The sequence below is a fragment of the Amycolatopsis dongchuanensis genome, from assembly GCF_039542405.1.
Taxonomy (GTDB): domain Bacteria; phylum Actinomycetota; class Actinomycetes; order Mycobacteriales; family Pseudonocardiaceae; genus Amycolatopsis_E; species Amycolatopsis_E sacchari.
This window is the reverse complement of sequence record NZ_BAABIB010000078.1, coordinates 126,224-140,156: the sequence shown is the minus strand read 5'-3', so window position 1 is coordinate 140,156 and position 13,933 is coordinate 126,224. Positions and strand designations below refer to the sequence as shown.

General features: G+C 71.4%; 13 protein-coding genes. 6 read left to right on the top strand and 7 right to left on the bottom strand.

What is annotated here, in order from left to right; all coding sequences use genetic code 11:
* Positions 1–5 precede the first annotated feature (5 nt).
* Together ABFX51_RS21070 and ABFX51_RS21065 are read right to left on the bottom strand one after the other, a co-directional pair.
* Entirely contained in the window at positions 6–1,208 is a 1,203-nt protein-coding gene (locus ABFX51_RS21070; protein ID WP_346054674.1) for a metal-dependent hydrolase family protein, read from the bottom strand.
* A 6-nt stretch (positions 1,209–1,214) separates the two neighbouring features.
* A complete protein-coding gene (locus ABFX51_RS21065) occupies positions 1,215–2,072 on the bottom strand; it encodes an enoyl-CoA hydratase/isomerase family protein (RefSeq protein ID WP_218153499.1) in 858 nt (285 codons plus the stop codon).
* A 121-nt stretch (positions 2,073–2,193) separates the two neighbouring features.
* Here ABFX51_RS21065 and ABFX51_RS21060 point away from each other — a divergent pair, with 121 nt between their 5' ends.
* The 3 genes from ABFX51_RS21060 to ABFX51_RS21050 all read left to right on the top strand — a co-directional run bounded on the left by ABFX51_RS21060 (position 2,194) and on the right by ABFX51_RS21050 (position 4,348).
* Positions 2,194–2,820, top strand: coding sequence for a TetR/AcrR family transcriptional regulator (locus ABFX51_RS21060; RefSeq protein WP_091509499.1), 627 nt, complete (start codon positions 2,194–2,196; stop codon positions 2,818–2,820).
* Between the two features lie 289 nt (positions 2,821–3,109).
* A complete protein-coding gene (locus tag ABFX51_RS21055; protein WP_091509503.1) occupies positions 3,110–3,604 on the top strand; it encodes a TetR/AcrR family transcriptional regulator in 495 nt (164 codons plus the stop codon).
* A gap of 30 nt (positions 3,605–3,634) precedes the next feature.
* Positions 3,635–4,348 carry a GntR family transcriptional regulator gene (locus ABFX51_RS21050; protein WP_091509505.1) on the top strand — a complete coding sequence of 238 codons (714 nt, stop codon included), beginning with the start codon at positions 3,635–3,637 and terminating at the stop codon, positions 4,346–4,348.
* An 81-nt stretch (positions 4,349–4,429) separates the two neighbouring features.
* Here the strand turns inward: ABFX51_RS21050 and ABFX51_RS21045 are convergent, their stop codons facing one another.
* A complete protein-coding gene (locus ABFX51_RS21045; RefSeq protein WP_091509507.1) occupies positions 4,430–4,996 on the bottom strand; it encodes an O-methyltransferase in 567 nt (188 codons plus the stop codon).
* Between the two features lie 168 nt (positions 4,997–5,164).
* On the opposite strand from ABFX51_RS21045, the gene ABFX51_RS21040 reads away from it, so the two are divergent.
* On the top strand, positions 5,165–6,298 hold the full coding sequence (locus ABFX51_RS21040) for a S1 family peptidase (RefSeq protein WP_091509509.1): 1,134 nt from the start codon (positions 5,165–5,167) through the stop codon (positions 6,296–6,298).
* 71 nt (positions 6,299–6,369) lie between these two features.
* Positions 6,370–6,714, top strand: a complete 345-nt coding sequence (locus ABFX51_RS21035; protein WP_143249898.1) for a hypothetical protein — start codon at positions 6,370–6,372, stop codon at positions 6,712–6,714.
* On the opposite strand, the gene ABFX51_RS21030 is transcribed toward ABFX51_RS21035, so the two are convergent.
* The 4 genes from ABFX51_RS21030 to ABFX51_RS21015 form a co-directional block, all read right to left on the bottom strand.
* Positions 6,686–7,732, bottom strand: coding sequence for a glycosyl hydrolase family 65 domain-containing protein (locus tag ABFX51_RS21030; protein ID WP_346054673.1), 1,047 nt, complete (start codon positions 7,730–7,732; stop codon positions 6,686–6,688). The two genes, ABFX51_RS21035 and ABFX51_RS21030, sit on opposite strands and share 29 nt — an antisense overlap.
* 3 nt (positions 7,733–7,735) lie before the next feature.
* Positions 7,736–8,731 (bottom strand): MGH1-like glycoside hydrolase domain-containing protein, encoded by a 996-nt coding sequence (locus tag ABFX51_RS21025; protein ID WP_346054672.1) that lies wholly within the window; start codon positions 8,729–8,731, stop codon positions 7,736–7,738.
* A 300-nt stretch (positions 8,732–9,031) separates the two neighbouring features.
* Positions 9,032–12,262 (bottom strand): TIM-barrel domain-containing protein, encoded by a 3,231-nt coding sequence (locus tag ABFX51_RS21020; protein ID WP_346054671.1) that lies wholly within the window; start codon positions 12,260–12,262, stop codon positions 9,032–9,034.
* 103 nt (positions 12,263–12,365) lie between these two features.
* Positions 12,366–13,250 (bottom strand): alpha/beta hydrolase family protein, encoded by an 885-nt coding sequence (locus ABFX51_RS21015; RefSeq protein ID WP_346054670.1) that lies wholly within the window; start codon positions 13,248–13,250, stop codon positions 12,366–12,368.
* A gap of 104 nt (positions 13,251–13,354) precedes the next feature.
* On the opposite strand from ABFX51_RS21015, the gene ABFX51_RS21010 reads away from it, so the two are divergent.
* Positions 13,355–13,921 carry a TetR/AcrR family transcriptional regulator gene (locus ABFX51_RS21010; protein ID WP_091509858.1) on the top strand — a complete coding sequence of 189 codons (567 nt, stop codon included), beginning with the start codon at positions 13,355–13,357 and terminating at the stop codon, positions 13,919–13,921.
* Positions 13,922–13,933: the final 12 nt, after the last annotated feature.

The window sequence follows — 13,933 nt, the reverse complement described above, 5'->3', positions numbered from 1 at the left end:
CGGCCTCAGCGGACCTTGAAGCCGTCCTTGAACACCGCTCGAACCCGCTGCTTCAGCCCCGCGAATTCCAGCGCGTCCCCGTCGACGAGGACGAGGTCGGCCCGTTTGCCGGGGGCGAGGGTGCCGAGTTCGGCATCCACGCCCAGCAGTGCCGCGGCCGACGAGGTGGCGGCCACGAGCGCGCCGGCCGGACTGAGCCCTCCCTCCACCATCAGCGCCAGCTCGCTCAGATTGGCTCCGTGCGGGAAGACGCCGCTGTCGGTCCCCATCGCGATCTTGACACCCGCATCCACCGCACGCGTCATCGCGTCCCGGTGGATCTCGACTATCTCCTCCGCGTACTCCAGGGTGCTCGCCGACACACCGGCGCCCGACGCCCCGGCACTCACGATCGCGCGCGGCGCGGCCAGCGTCGGCACCAGCCACGTTCCGCGTTCGACCATCAGGTCGATGGCCTCCTCGTCGAGGAAGATCCCGTGTTCGATGGACCGCACCCCGGCGCGCACTGCCGCCTTGATGCCCTTGGCCCCGTGTGCGTGTGCCATCACCGGGAGCCCCACGGCTTCGGCCTCGGCCACGACCACGGCGATCTCGTCGTCCTGGAACTGCGAGTGCTCCGGACTGTCCGTGTGGGACATGACCCCGCCGGTCGTGCAGATCTTGAGCACGTCCGCGCCGGCCCGGATGATTTCGCGCGCCCTCTGGCGCACCGCGTCCGGTCCGTCGACGACACCATCCGGCCGGCCCGGGTGGGGCAGCAACGGGGTCAGGTGGAGACCCGACGGCAGCCAGCTGTCGCAGTGACCGCCGGTCTGGGACAACGCGGTGATGGAGATCTGCATCCGCGGGCCGTCGATCAGCCCGTTCTCGATGGCCCGCACCATGCCCAGGTCCGCACCGCACGCGTCGCGCACGGTCGTGATCCCGCAGTCGAGCGTGCCGGACAGGTTCCGGGCGGCTTCGTAGAACTGGTAGGAGAACGGACGAGCCGCCGTGCTGAACACGCCCGTCCCGCTCACCGTGACGTGCACGTGGCAGTCGAACATGCCGGGGATGACCGACGTGCCGGCCGCGTCGATCGCGACATCCCCGTCGAGCCCACTGCCGACTTCGACGATCCTGCCGTCCTCGAACGTCACGTCGGCTTCCGCCGGGGCCGAGCCGGTGCCGTCGAAGACGCGGCCGTTGCGTACGACCGTGCGTACCATGGGACCTCACCAGGCCTTGCGTTGGTTGCCCTCTTCGACGGTTTTCGCGGCCATCCCCTGTTTCTTGCCGCCCAGCATGCTCAGGCCCTGGTGCGAGACGTGGAAGCCCAGGTCCTCGCTGACGAGCTTCTTCCACGGTCGCGAGAGGATCGAGTGGGTCATGCGCCGGGCGTAGCGCGGTCGCTCCATGATCATCTCGGCCAGCTCCCAGGCCCTCGCCAGGAGCGAGTCGTGCGGCACGACCTCGTTGACGAGCCCGAACTCGAGCGCCTTCCGCGCCGGGATCGACTGTCCTGTGTAGATGTGGTGGGCGGCGCGTTTCGTCCCCATCAACGCCTGCAGGGCCAGCCCCAGCCCGTCACCCGGGGCCGTACCGGCGAGGAAGTGCGGATCCATGAGGTCCGCGTCCTCCGTCGCGAGGGTGATGTCGCACAGCAGGGCGAACTCCGTGTGGACGCCGGGCCCGTTGATGGCGGCGATGGTGGGGATCTCCAGCGCCGTCACGAAGTTCTCGATCAGCTTGGTGCCGTCGTAGAACTGCTGGTAGATGTAGTCGGGGTCCTCCTCGTACAGCGGCTTCTGCCACACGTCGCGCGGCGCGCCGCTGAACCACCGGTCGCCGGTGCCGGTCAGGATGAGCACCTCGTTGTCCGGATCGTTCCCGACGTCCTGCCACACCCGGTTCCACGCGTTGTGGGCGGCCCAGTTGTGGACGTAAGTGCCGCCGTCGGTGTGCATCCGCAACTCGAGGATGCCGTCACGCCGTCGCATGACGAAGGAGTCTTCGTACTTCTTCGCGTACTCCTCCAGGGACGGCGGTGGCACGTATCCCGGCCACCGCGCGGCCAGATCCTCTCGGGACATGGGCAGCTCCTTCATCGTCGAACTCCTTAAAGCAACACGAGTCTTGCATTAAGGCTGCGGGGAGTCAACCCGGTATCGTCAGGGCGGATCCGTACCGCACCGACTGGAGAGCGACCCGACGATGGCGGAGCAGCCAAAACGAGCACGTCCCGGCGGCCGCACCGCGGCCGTGCGGCAGCGCATCCTCCGCGCGACGATCGAACTCGTGGCGAAGCACGGCACGGAACACCTGAACTACGAGGAGATCGCCCGGACCGCCGGGGTGAACAGGGTGACGCTCCACCGCAACTGGCCGTCGCGCAACGACCTGCTGCGCGACGCCCTCGCCGAGTTCGCGAGCGAGTCGATCCCGTTGCGGGACACCGGAAACCTCGTCGCGGACCTCACCGACTACCTCTGCACGATGGCCCGCACCGGACAGTCCACGGTCGGACGGGCACTGCTGCAGGCGGCCATGCACTCGGGCGACGAGCCGGTCATCCGCGAACTGGGCCTGCAGCTGCTGGACAACCGGCTCCCCGAAGTACAGGCACTGCTCGACCGGGCCACCGCACGCGGCGAGATCCCGCGGGTCGACGCGGTCTTCATCAACCAGATGCTGTCCGGACCGGTGCACCTGCACCTCACCAGGGGCCGGACACCGTTCGAACGCGCGGACGCGCAACGCATCGTCGACTTCGTCCTGGCGGGAGCGCGGGCCACGGCAACCGAGCCGGACGTCCACAAAGGACGAACACGAGCCACGTGACGGGGGCGCAGCTCCCAGGGGATGGTGCCGGACAGGACCGCGCGTGGATCGTGCTGTCAGTGATCAGGGCGCGGATCTGCAGCGTCGCCGCGCGCGGAGAGCTCTGGCTGATGAGGATGCCGCCCTCGCCGCGTTCGCGCATCTCCCCCAGTTGCGCGGCCCCCGGGGTCAAGTCGGCGGCGGACTGGAAGTCCGCTGTGTTCAGCGGCGCGCAGGACACCACCTCGATCCTGCCGAAGCGGTCCCGGATCGCGCCGGCCAGCGCGGGGATCTCTCACCGGCCAGTGCCGTGAGCCGGTCGCGGTTGCGGGCGACGAGGGCGACCCGGAACCCCTCCCGGCCGAAGGCCGCGACCGAGGTGTTCCGGGAGAAGGGCCTGGGGGTACCGCTGGAGGAGATCGCGCAGCGGGCGGGCGTCAGCGCCGGGACGCTCTACAACCGGTTCGGCGGCCGGGAGGCGCTGATCGACGCGGTGATGCCCGCGCTGGTCGCCGAGCGGATGGGCGAGGCGCTGAGCCGTGCGGAGGCGCTCGCCGATCCGTGGGGCTCGCTGGTCACCTACGTGACCGTGCTGTGCGAGCAGCAGGCCGGGGACCCGGCTTTCCGCGACGTCGTCAGCAGGCAGCTCGCGGGCAGGCCCGAGCTGACCGCGAAGTGCGAGGCCGAACTCGGCAAGTCGGTCCCCTTGTTCGAGCGCGCGCGGCGGGCCGGGCTGCACGCCGGCGCGACGCACCCACTGCCCGCGCCCGCTCCGGACGCGGACCAGATCCGGCGGATGCTATAGCAAACCGGCGGGGAGCGGTACGATGAGCGTGTGACCGAGGATCTTCTCGCGACGCTGAAGAGCGACACGCTCGCCGATCGCGCGTACAAGGCCATCCGTGACGCCATCGCGACGGGAGGCCTGCGCAGCGGGGAGAAGGTCACCGAGCGCGGCCTGGCCGCACAGCTGTCGGTCAGTCCGACGCCGGTCCGCGAGGCGATCCGCCGTCTGGAACAGGACGGTCTCCTGGTGCGCAAGGGCCCGCGCACGGTCATGGTCTCCGAGATGGGCGACGCGGCGCTGGAGGACCTCGCCGAAGTGGAGGTGGGCCTACGTGGCATGGTCGCGCGGTTCGCCGCCCGCCGCGCAACGCCGGAGCAGCTCGACAGCCTCGACGCGATCCTGGACGAGGCCGACGACCTGCTGATCCTGATCGTCCAGCGGAAGCAGGCGGGACAGCACCCGCAGCGGCACCTCGACCAGCTGATGGACACCATGCAGCGGTTCAACGACGCGCTGGAGGCGTGCGCGGGAAACCCCGTGCTGACCCGCCTGCTGGACCAGGCCAGGGTGTTCTCCCGCGCCGAAAGCCGGGCCCGCCGCCTCGAACGCATCGCCCACGACCCGACCTTCGGGCTCGACCGCTACTCCGGCCACCGCGCACTCGTCCGAGCCCTCCGGGCGGGCGACGCGGAAACCGCGGAAGCCCTCGTCACCGCCGACGTGCGCGGTGGTCTGGACGACCTCCTCCACCCACCCCGCTGAGCCTTCCCGCGTCAGCGGCGCCAAGCCAGCTGCCGCCCCACTCCAGCCCGGCGCGGCGGAAGCACCCCCAGCCTTCCCGCGTCAGCGGCGCCAGCCGAGGTGCAGGCCCTTGCCGACGGGCACGGTCGCGGCGACGAACGCTGAATCGACGGCGATGAGCGCCAGCACGTCGGCCACCTCCGCGGGGTGGGACAGGACGTTGTCGATCGCGAGGACGCCGCCCGGCCGCAGGACCCGTGCGGGGTGAGGCCACCAGCCCGCGTACCGGGTGCGCTCGGCGTCGAGGAAGAGCAGGTCCACGGAAGCGCTTTCCCGCCGCGCCAGGTACGCGCCGCCGTCCTCGATCACCCGCGTCACGCCCAGACCCGCCAGGTTCTCGGCCACGCCGGGCCACTCCGCCACGTCCACGGTCGTCACGCGGCCACCCGTGTCGCGGGCGGCGTCGGCGAGCCACATCGCCGAGTAGCCGTTCGACGTCCCGATTTCGACGACCTCCCTCGCCCCCGCGATCCGCAGCACGAGCGTGAGCAGCTCGGCCGTCGCCGGTTCGAGGTTGCGCAGGCGCCGCAGCCGGTCCGGCTCGGCCGCGTCCTGTGCCGCGCCCCGCTCGAACAACCCGGCCAGCCGCCGGCGGAATTCCTCGTCCACGCCGACAGTATCCCGTTCGCCGGGACGGAACCTTCGGAGGGAGCCGAACGGAGCAGCGCCGGACAGGAATCGGACAGAGCGGCGGAAAAGTCTAGACCACTGACGGCGATCGCTCGCACACTGCCCGCACGGTGTGTTTTTTCCGGTCCCCCCAGGAGGTGTATCCCCTTGCGCCGACGAATCGCGATCGCACTCGGTGGTGCGGCAGCTCTCGTCCTCGGTGTCACCACCGCCGCACTGACCCCGGCCACCGCCGCGCAGGCCGCTCCCGGCCTGATTTCGGCTCTGCAGCGCGACTTCGGCCTCACCGCCGAACAGGTCCAGACCAGGTTGACCCAGGAGAAGGCGGCGACCGAAGCCCTGCCGGCCGCCGAACGCGCCGCCGGCACGGCCTTCGCCGGCGCGTGGTTCGACGCGGCGCGGGGCAAGCTCGTCGTCGGGGTGACCGACCCCGCCGCGGCCCCCGCCGTCGAGCGGACGGGTGCCGTGACGGTGCCCGCCAAGGTCAGCGCGGCGAGCCTGGACGCCGCGAAGGCCAAGCTCGACGACTCGGTGCGGGCGCAGGCCGCACCGGCGTCGGTGACCAGCTGGCGCACGGATCCCCGTCACGGCAACCTCGTCGTGGCGGTGCAGCCCGGCGCGCAGGGGGCCGACGTCGACGCGTTCCTCGCGCGGGCGCGGCAGACCGGGGTGCCCGTGACGGTGGAAACGGCGGCACGTCCGCAAACCGTCGCGGCCGGCACCGTCGGCGGCGATCCTTACTACATCAACGGCAACGTCCGGTGTTCCATCGGGTTCTCGGTGCGGGGCGGGTTCGTCAGCGCCGGGCACTGCGGGCAGCCGGGCGCGTCGGTGACCGGCTGGGACGGCTCGGCCATGGGTTCGTTCGCAGGCTCGTCCTTCCCCGGCGACGACTACTCCTACATCACCATCGGCAACGGCTGGTGGACCACGCCGGTCGTGCTCGGCTGGGGCACCGTGAGCGACCAGCTGGTGCGCGGTTCCGCGGTCGCGGCCCCCGGCACGTCGATCTGCCGCTCGGGCTCGACGACGCACTGGCACTGCGGCGTGGTGGAAGCGCTCAACGAGACCGTGAACTACCAGCAGGGCACGGTGTTCCAGCTGACGAAGACCACGGTGTGCGCGGAGCCCGGCGACTCGGGTGGCTCGTTCATCTCCGGTGACCAGGCGCAGGGCGTCACCTCGGGGACGACGGGCAACTGCAGCACCGGCGGGCACACGTGGTTCCAGCCGGTGAACGAGATCCTGCAGCGGTACGGACTCTCACTCGTGACGGCCTGACCGGTACCGGCCGGGCGCTCCGCGTAGAACTACTCATGCGCGGGGCCCCGGCCGGCCCCCACACTGGGGCCATGACCGGAACGCGACGTCCCGGCGTGGCCCTGGCCGGGTTCGCGCTGTGTGTGGCCTTGCTGGTGGTGGACGTGGTCGCACTGGCCGGGGACGCCTTCGGGGCTTTCGGCTGGCACGCCGGTGAGTACACCTACACCTTCGTCGCCATCACCCTCGCCGCGATCCTGGCCGGCTGCCTGCTGAAGCTCGCCCGGCCACCGTGGCCGTCGTTCGGCACGGGGCTGATCCTGGGCGCGACGCTCGGTGCCGTGGCCCTCGCCGCGGTGGGCGCACTGCTCCTCATCGGACTGTCGCAGTGGTCCAGCGCGGCCGCGGTCAGTGGAATTCCAGCCAGTCGAGGTTGAGGGCGCCCGTGTCGCCGGACTCGTAGGACAGCGTCACCACGGGGTTCGGCCCACTCACCGGGATGTCGCCGAACGTCACGGTGCCCCAGGCGTCCCAGCTGTCGGAGACCCTCGGGAACGCCACCTGCCGCACCTTCCGCCCGTCGACGGACAGCGTCATCGTGCGGCTGTCGCTGTTGGCGTTGGCGTACCGCAGGGTGATCGCGCCCGTGCCCGCGGCCGCCGTCGCGCGGTGCACGGTGAACGACGACGACGCGCCCTGCGCCCACAGCCCGTCGAGGAAGGCGCGGCCGGAATAACCGGTGTGGTTGACGTTCGTCTTCACGCCGCCGGTGTTGAGCGCGTCCTCGGCTTCGATGTGGGCCGGATCGGGGCAGCCACGCAGCGCCGCGACGCCCGGCGTGTCGGGGCACGCGTCCCGCGCGTCGGTCACCCCGTCGTCGTCCCGGTCGCCGTTCGTGGCGCCGGTGAGCACGATGTTGACGGTGTGCTCGCCACGCAGCGACGCGGGAACCGAGTTCCCCGGCACCCTCCTGCCGTCGAGCGTGAACGACCGGATGCGGGTCCCCGCGCCGTGCAGCGCGACGGTCAAGTCGGCGTCGCGGTAGTGCAGGTTCCGCAGCGTCACGTCACCCCAGCCCGCCGGGAGCACCGGGCTGAACGCCAGCCCGGCGTCGGTGAAGTCCATGCCGAACAGTCCGTTGTGGATCATGCTGAGGAACGCCGTGGCGGACCAGGTCTGGTCCGGTTCCGAGCCCCAGTGGAACTTCACGGTGTCCCCGAGGCGTTGCCAGCCTCCGTCGACGACGCCCGTGTTGCCGTTGTAGATCTCCCAGAACCCGCTGTTGCTGTTCGCGAGTTTGGCCAGCCGGGCGGTTTCCGAGGCGAACGCGTCCTGCTCCCCCTGCTGCGCGAGCGCCTTGGCCCACAATCCCTGGACGAGCGGCCACACGATCGCGTTGTGCCTGCCGGGCTGCTCGTCGGAGTACCGCGCCCAGTTCGGGTAAGTGTCGGGCATCCCCTACGGCATCTCGGCCGCGTGCGAGACGATCGAACGGGCCTGCGCCGGGTTCGCGATCCCGAAGAGCAGCGCGAACGCGAGACCGGTGCCTTCCTGGTAGGCGCCGTGGGTGCCGTCGGCGAGCACCATGTAGTCGTAGAGCCCGGTCCGCTGGTTCCAGAAGTGCCGGTTGATCGCGGACTTCAACGCGGCGGCCTTGGCCCGGTACCCGGCGACCTCCCCACCGGGCCGTCCGAGCCGCTCGGCCATGTTGGCCAGGTTGACGTACGCGGCGTAGTAGACCTCGTTGGTGCTCAAGAACATCCCGTTCGCCACGCCGGGCCATGGCATGCTCCCGGTGCTCACCGACTCGGTGGCGTCGGCGGGCGGCGCGGGGTATCCGGCGATGCCGTCGTTGAAGAACGAGGCGCCGGTGAACAGCCCGTAGCCCGGGTTGAACCCGGGAGCCGCGCTGTGCTCACGGATCGCGACGGTGTCCGCCGCCGTGCGGTAGGCGTTGTCCAGGAACGTCCGGTCGCCCGTGACGAGGTAGTGGTTCCACGCGGCGGTCACCCAGATGACCTGGTCCCACTGCTGGTCGTCCTGCTGCACGCGCAGGTTGCCCGCGGCGTCCTTGTCGACCACCGACCACAGCGTGTTCTCCGCCTGCGCCGGGGAAAGCAGGCTTGCCGCGTTCCAGCTGTTGACCGACGCGTCCCGGGTCCAGGGCTGGTCGTACCCGCCGCCCGCGCGGATGATGCCGACGTCCGGATCGAGCAGGCCGCTCTTGCCGTAGCGGACGGGATCCGCGGCGATCGTGTTGGTGCGCAGCAGGTTGTCCAGCGCCGCGCGGTACGCGTTGCCGTACAGCGCCTGGCTGTCGGGGCTGGCGAACTCGAGTGAGGGCGCCGGGGGCGCCGTGCTGCCGCTCGCGCCGGGTGTGAAAACGGTCGCGCACAACGCGGTGATCAACGCGGCGACCGCTCCACGGCGGCGCCCGGTCAGCCGGTACTTCACCTGATCATTCCACCACGGCACCCGGTTTTCGCCGCCGCGGAAGGGAAAACCTGTCCGCTTCTGTCACCCGCCGCTCAGGGCGGCCTGCTCACCGCGATGAGGCCGACGACCACGACGACGGGCTCGTCGGCGCCGCGGTGACCGATCAACATGCGCGGCGAGGTGCCGGGGGCCCAGTCCGACCAGGCCACGAGGGCGACCGGGGCCGCACACCCCTGCGGCGCTGTGATGGCAGGCCGCTCCCCGCATGCGCGGAGCCGCCCGTCCACCGGGGACGGGCGGCTCCGGCGTACCGGTTGCTCAGCCCAGCAGCTGCACCGTGAGCGGCCGGGCGGTCGGCTGGGCCGCCACCCGCGTGGTCACGGTCTTCGTCGCCGGGTCCCAGCTCCACGTGCCCCGCGCGGCCGGCACGCCGTTGACCAGCACCGCCGCCGGTGAGGTCGCGTTGGTGACGCGGACCGTCCAGCTGCGCTGCGCCGGACGACCCGGGTACGTGCCGTGGGGCGCGTCGATCGACAGCGTGCCGAAGTGGGGCAGCTGGGTGTACCGGATGTCGGTCGTCGCGCTCTTCGGCTGGGCCGACGTGCCGTCGTCCTCGTACAGCGTGGTCGCCCCGTTGGCACCGGCCGCCACGGTGACCGTGACGTCGGTGAGCGGGTTCTTCACGTCCCCGCTGACGTCACCGGTCCGCGTCGTCACGATGCCGCCCGAGCGCAGGAACACCGGCATGGTGTCCCAGCCCGTCGTGACCTGGGCGGTCGTGCCGCCGTGGTAGGTCCGGCCGGTGAACCAGTCCGTCCACTCGCTGCCCGGCGGGAACCACACCGTCGTCGTCGCGGTGGTACCCGGGCTCGTCACCGGCGCGACCAGCACGTCGGGGCCGTACAGGTACTCGCCACCGGCCTGCGCGTAGGCCTCCTGCTCACCCGGGTACTGCAGGTACAGCGGCCGCGTGATCGGCAGGCCCGTCACGGTGGCCTGCTGCGCCAGCGAGTAGGTGTAGGGCACCAGCTTTTCCCGCAGGTTCAGGAACTTCGTGGCCGACGCGTCGGCCTCCGGGCCGTACTGCCACGGCAGCCGGTCGCTGTGGTTGGAGTGCAGCCGGTCGATCGGCTGGAACGTGCCGAACTGCACCCACCGGGCGTACAGGTCGTCGGGCAGCTTCGTGCTGCCGGGCTCGGTGCCCGGCTGCTGCAGGCCGTTCGTGTGCCCACCGATGTCGTGGCTCACCGACGGCAGCCCCGTCGCGGCGGACTCGCCCGGCGTGTAGCCGACCTCGAACGCCAGCGTGGCCCAGTCGGAGGTGGTGTCACCGGTGAAGTGCAGCGTGGTGCGCTTGTCGGCCCACGGCCCCGTCGGCACCGGGGTCGGCGAGCCGTAGCCACCGGCCTGCAGCGAGCCGTATGCGCGGGAGAACGCGAACCCGCGGCCCAGCGTCGCATCGGCGTTGTCGGCGTACTGCTGGTTGATCCACGAATCGCCGGTGACGCCCTGGAGGCTGGAGACCGAGCCGTCGCAGCACCAGTCGAGCCACCAGAAGTCGTTGCCCTGCTGCTCGATCGGCCGGTGCAGGTCGAGGTAGGCGCGCAGCTGGTCGGGATCGCCGAAGTCGAACACGTAGCAGTCGCCGCCACCGCCGCAGCCGCCGGGCTGCAGCTTGCCCTTCGCCGTCGCCTGCGCCGCCGCGAACTGCGGGTCGGAGGCGAGGATGCTGGGGTGGATGTTCAGCGTCGTGTGCAGCCCCTGGTCGTGCGCCCAGGCGAAGAACGCCGTGGGATCGGGGATGCGCGTCGCGTCGATCTCCCAGCCGTTCCACTTGCTGGGCGACTTGTAGTCGGTGTCGACGACGAGGACGTCCAGCGGCACCTTCTCGTCGCGGAAGCGCTGCACGATGTTCTGGAAGTCCGTGGCGGTGCGGTCGTAGTACTCGGAGTACCACACGCCGTAGGCCCAGCGCGGCAGCAGCGTGGCCGGTCCCGTCAGCTTGGCCAGGTCGCCCAGCGCCTGGGCGTAGTCCTGCCCGTACCCGAAGACATAGCCGTCCTGGTAAGGCTTTCCGCCGTGCGAGGGCCGCTGGGTGACCTTCTGCGTGCGGGGGTCGTACAGCGCCGACGCGGTGTCGTCGAGCAGCGACCAGCCGTCCTGGTACAGGATGCCGGGTGCGGTGGTCGTCGTGCCGTCCACGCCGTCGAGGCCGCGCCGGTAGCCGCCGAGCGCCGCGTGCGGCGCCAGCAGCGGGGACCGCGCCGGGGTGACCGCGGCGGTGTCGAGGTTGACGTGGCAGCTGGTGGCGTCGGGGCAGCCGAGCGTCACGGTGTTGGTGCCCGCCTTGAGCGTGACCGGGACGGCCACGGTGCGCCACGAGTTCCAGCTGCTCGTCGGGGCGAGCGTGACGCTGGTGGCCGCGGCGCCGCCCACGGCGACGGACATCGTGCGCTGCTGGGCCGGCTGCGCGCCGGTCGCGTTGGCGTAGCGCAGTTGCAGGTCGTACTTCCCGTTCGCGGGCACGCCGGTCACGGTGAGCGTGTCGGCCGCGCCGGCCTGCTCCAGCCCGGCGACGAAGCCGTGCGCGGAGTAGTCGTCGTGGTCGTTGGCCGTACGGGCACCGCCGGTCAGCGCGCCCTGCTCGGCCTCGCACACCACGCCGAACGCACACGGCGTGGGCGCGGGCGGGGCGGGCTGCGGATACGCGGCTCCCTGCGGGACAACGGCGAGGCTGTCTATGTTGACGTCGCCGGAGTCACCGGCAGTCCGCTCGACCGTCACCTCGTGCCGCCCGGCCGTCAGCGCCACGGACGTGGTGGCCAGCGCCCAGGTGTCCCAGTCGGCGGTCGGCGGCAGGGTCACGGTGTGCGCGTCCCCGCCGTCCACGCGCACCGTCAGCGTGCGGGTGGTGTGCTGCCCGTCGCCGCCGGTCGCGTTGGCGTAGCGCAGGTCGAGCTCGTAGGTGCCCGCGGTCTGGACCTCTGTGCGGAAGGTCAGCCGGTCACCGGTGTTCTGGAACCCCGCGGCGAAACCACGGCCGGTGTAGCCCCGGTGGTCGGTGGCGATGCCGGGCCCCGCCAGCTGCAGGTCCTCGGCCTCGCACAGCACGCCGACGGCACACGTCGGCGCCACCCGGTCGGCCCACGGGCGGGCGGTGACGGTCTGGGCACCCGTCCGCAGCTGCACGGTGAGGTTGTCGTCGGCGAAGGCGCCGGAGCCCAGCTTGTAGCGCAGCTTGACGGCGCTGGTCTCGATCGTCAGCCAGCCGTCGCTCGTCCTTGTGGTGTAAGGGGTCCGGCCGAAGTCCCGGCGGCCGACGGCGTTGAACGTGCCGGAGTCCACAAAGGCGGAGTCACCGGCGTACTCGGTGCGGATGAGCGTCGGGGACAGCACCTCGAACCGCGCCTGCCCCGCGACCACGGCCTGTCCCCCCGGCGACGGGACCGCCGTCGCCTCGGTGGCCGCCGCCGTCGTCCCGACCAGCCCGGCCACCGCGGCCAGCACCGTCACTACCCGTCTGCGGAAAACCCTTGCCCGCACCGCCATCGCGCCTCCTTGCCCGATCACTCGCGGGGAAACGTACCTCCGCGGGTAACTGAACCGAGCAAGATCGCGCAAAGCTGTCCGGTGTTCTGTCCGGTCCCCGGCTTTACTTCGACTCGAGTCGTCCGAACGGATTCACCTTGTCCGCCAACGCCTCCCAGCCGCTGTGGTCGATGTCCAGCGCGTGGCGGAGGTAGGCGAGGGTGGCGCGCTGGACCAGTGCGACCCGCGCCGGGTCCTCGTCCGTCGTCTCCCTGACCCCGTAGCCGGAGATCCCGCCGAGGAAGTGCTCCGCGCCGGACAGCGTGAGCAGGCTCTTGGGGCCGGGGCTCAGGTGGTAGGGGTCGGTCGTCCAGTCCGGGCCGAGCACCGTGAGCGGCAGGTCGTCCTTGTCTCCCGCCACCACCAGTGCGGGCCGCGTCAGCTCCGTGAAGTCGATGTGCCGCAGCCACGGCAGGTTCTCGGCGGCGAACGGGGTCAGCGCGTCGCCGCCGCGCCCGGCCGTGGCCAGCAGGACGCCGGCCTTGACCCGCGGGTCGGACAGGTCCTCCGCCTCCCCCGTCTCCGGATCCCCGACCCGCAGGCCGAGCAGGATACCCGCGGTCTGCCCGCCGAACGAGTGCCCGGCGACGGCGATGCGGCTCCGGTCGAGCCGCCCCGGCAGGCCGGGCACGGCGGCCGCGAGGTCGTCGAGCCGGTCGAGGACGCGCTTGTCGTCCTCCACGCGGTAGCGCCAGAACCTTGGGGCGCGGGGATCGTCCGGTGGGATGCCGAGCGTGGTGGAGTCGAGGTGGGTGGGCTGGATGACGACGAAGCCGTGGGCCGCCCAGTAGTCCGCGAGCGGCGCGTAGCCCTCCAGGGAGGACCCGAAGCCGTGCGAGAAGACGACCACCGGCAGGTCTTCCCCGGTCAGCGGCGCGGAGATCCGCACTTCGAGGTCGTGGCCGCGGCCCGGAGCGGGCAGCACGACGGGCTTCACGGAAACGATCATGGTTGTCCTTCCCCAGCGGGACTGGCAGGATGAGAGAAACGGGACAGTGTCCCGTTTGACGATACGGGACACTGTCCCGGTTAGCAACGAGGGTGGTGGACGTCATGACGCGCAGCGGGGAACGGCCCAAACGGGCGGACGCACTGCGCAACCAGGCCGCGCTGCTCGACGCGGCGGCCGCGGTCTTCGTGGAATCGGGCGTGGAAGCGCCGATCCGCGACATCGCGGCGAAGGCCGGCGTCGGCACGGCCACGATCTACCGCCACTTCCCGACGCGGGCGGACCTCATCGTGGCCGTGTACCGGCACCAGGTCGAGTCACTCGCCGAGGAGGGGCCGGCGCTGCTCGCGGCCGCCCCCGGCCCGTACGCCGCGCTGCGGAACTGGATCGACCACTTCGTGGATTTCGTGGTGACCAAACAGGGTCTCGCGACGGTGCTGCAGTCCGACGACCCGTGCTACGACCCGCTGCACTCGTACTTCCTGGACCGGCTGCTGCCGGTGTGCAAGCGCTTGCTCGAGGCCGCGGTGGCCGCGGGAGAGATCGTCGAGGGGCAGGACGCGCACGAACTGCTGCGCGGCGTGGCGAGCCTTTGTGCAGGGGCGGGCGGCAATTCCCGCTTCGACGCCCGCCGCATGGTCCGGTTGTTGATCGCGGGGCTGCGCCGGTAGCTCACCCGCCAC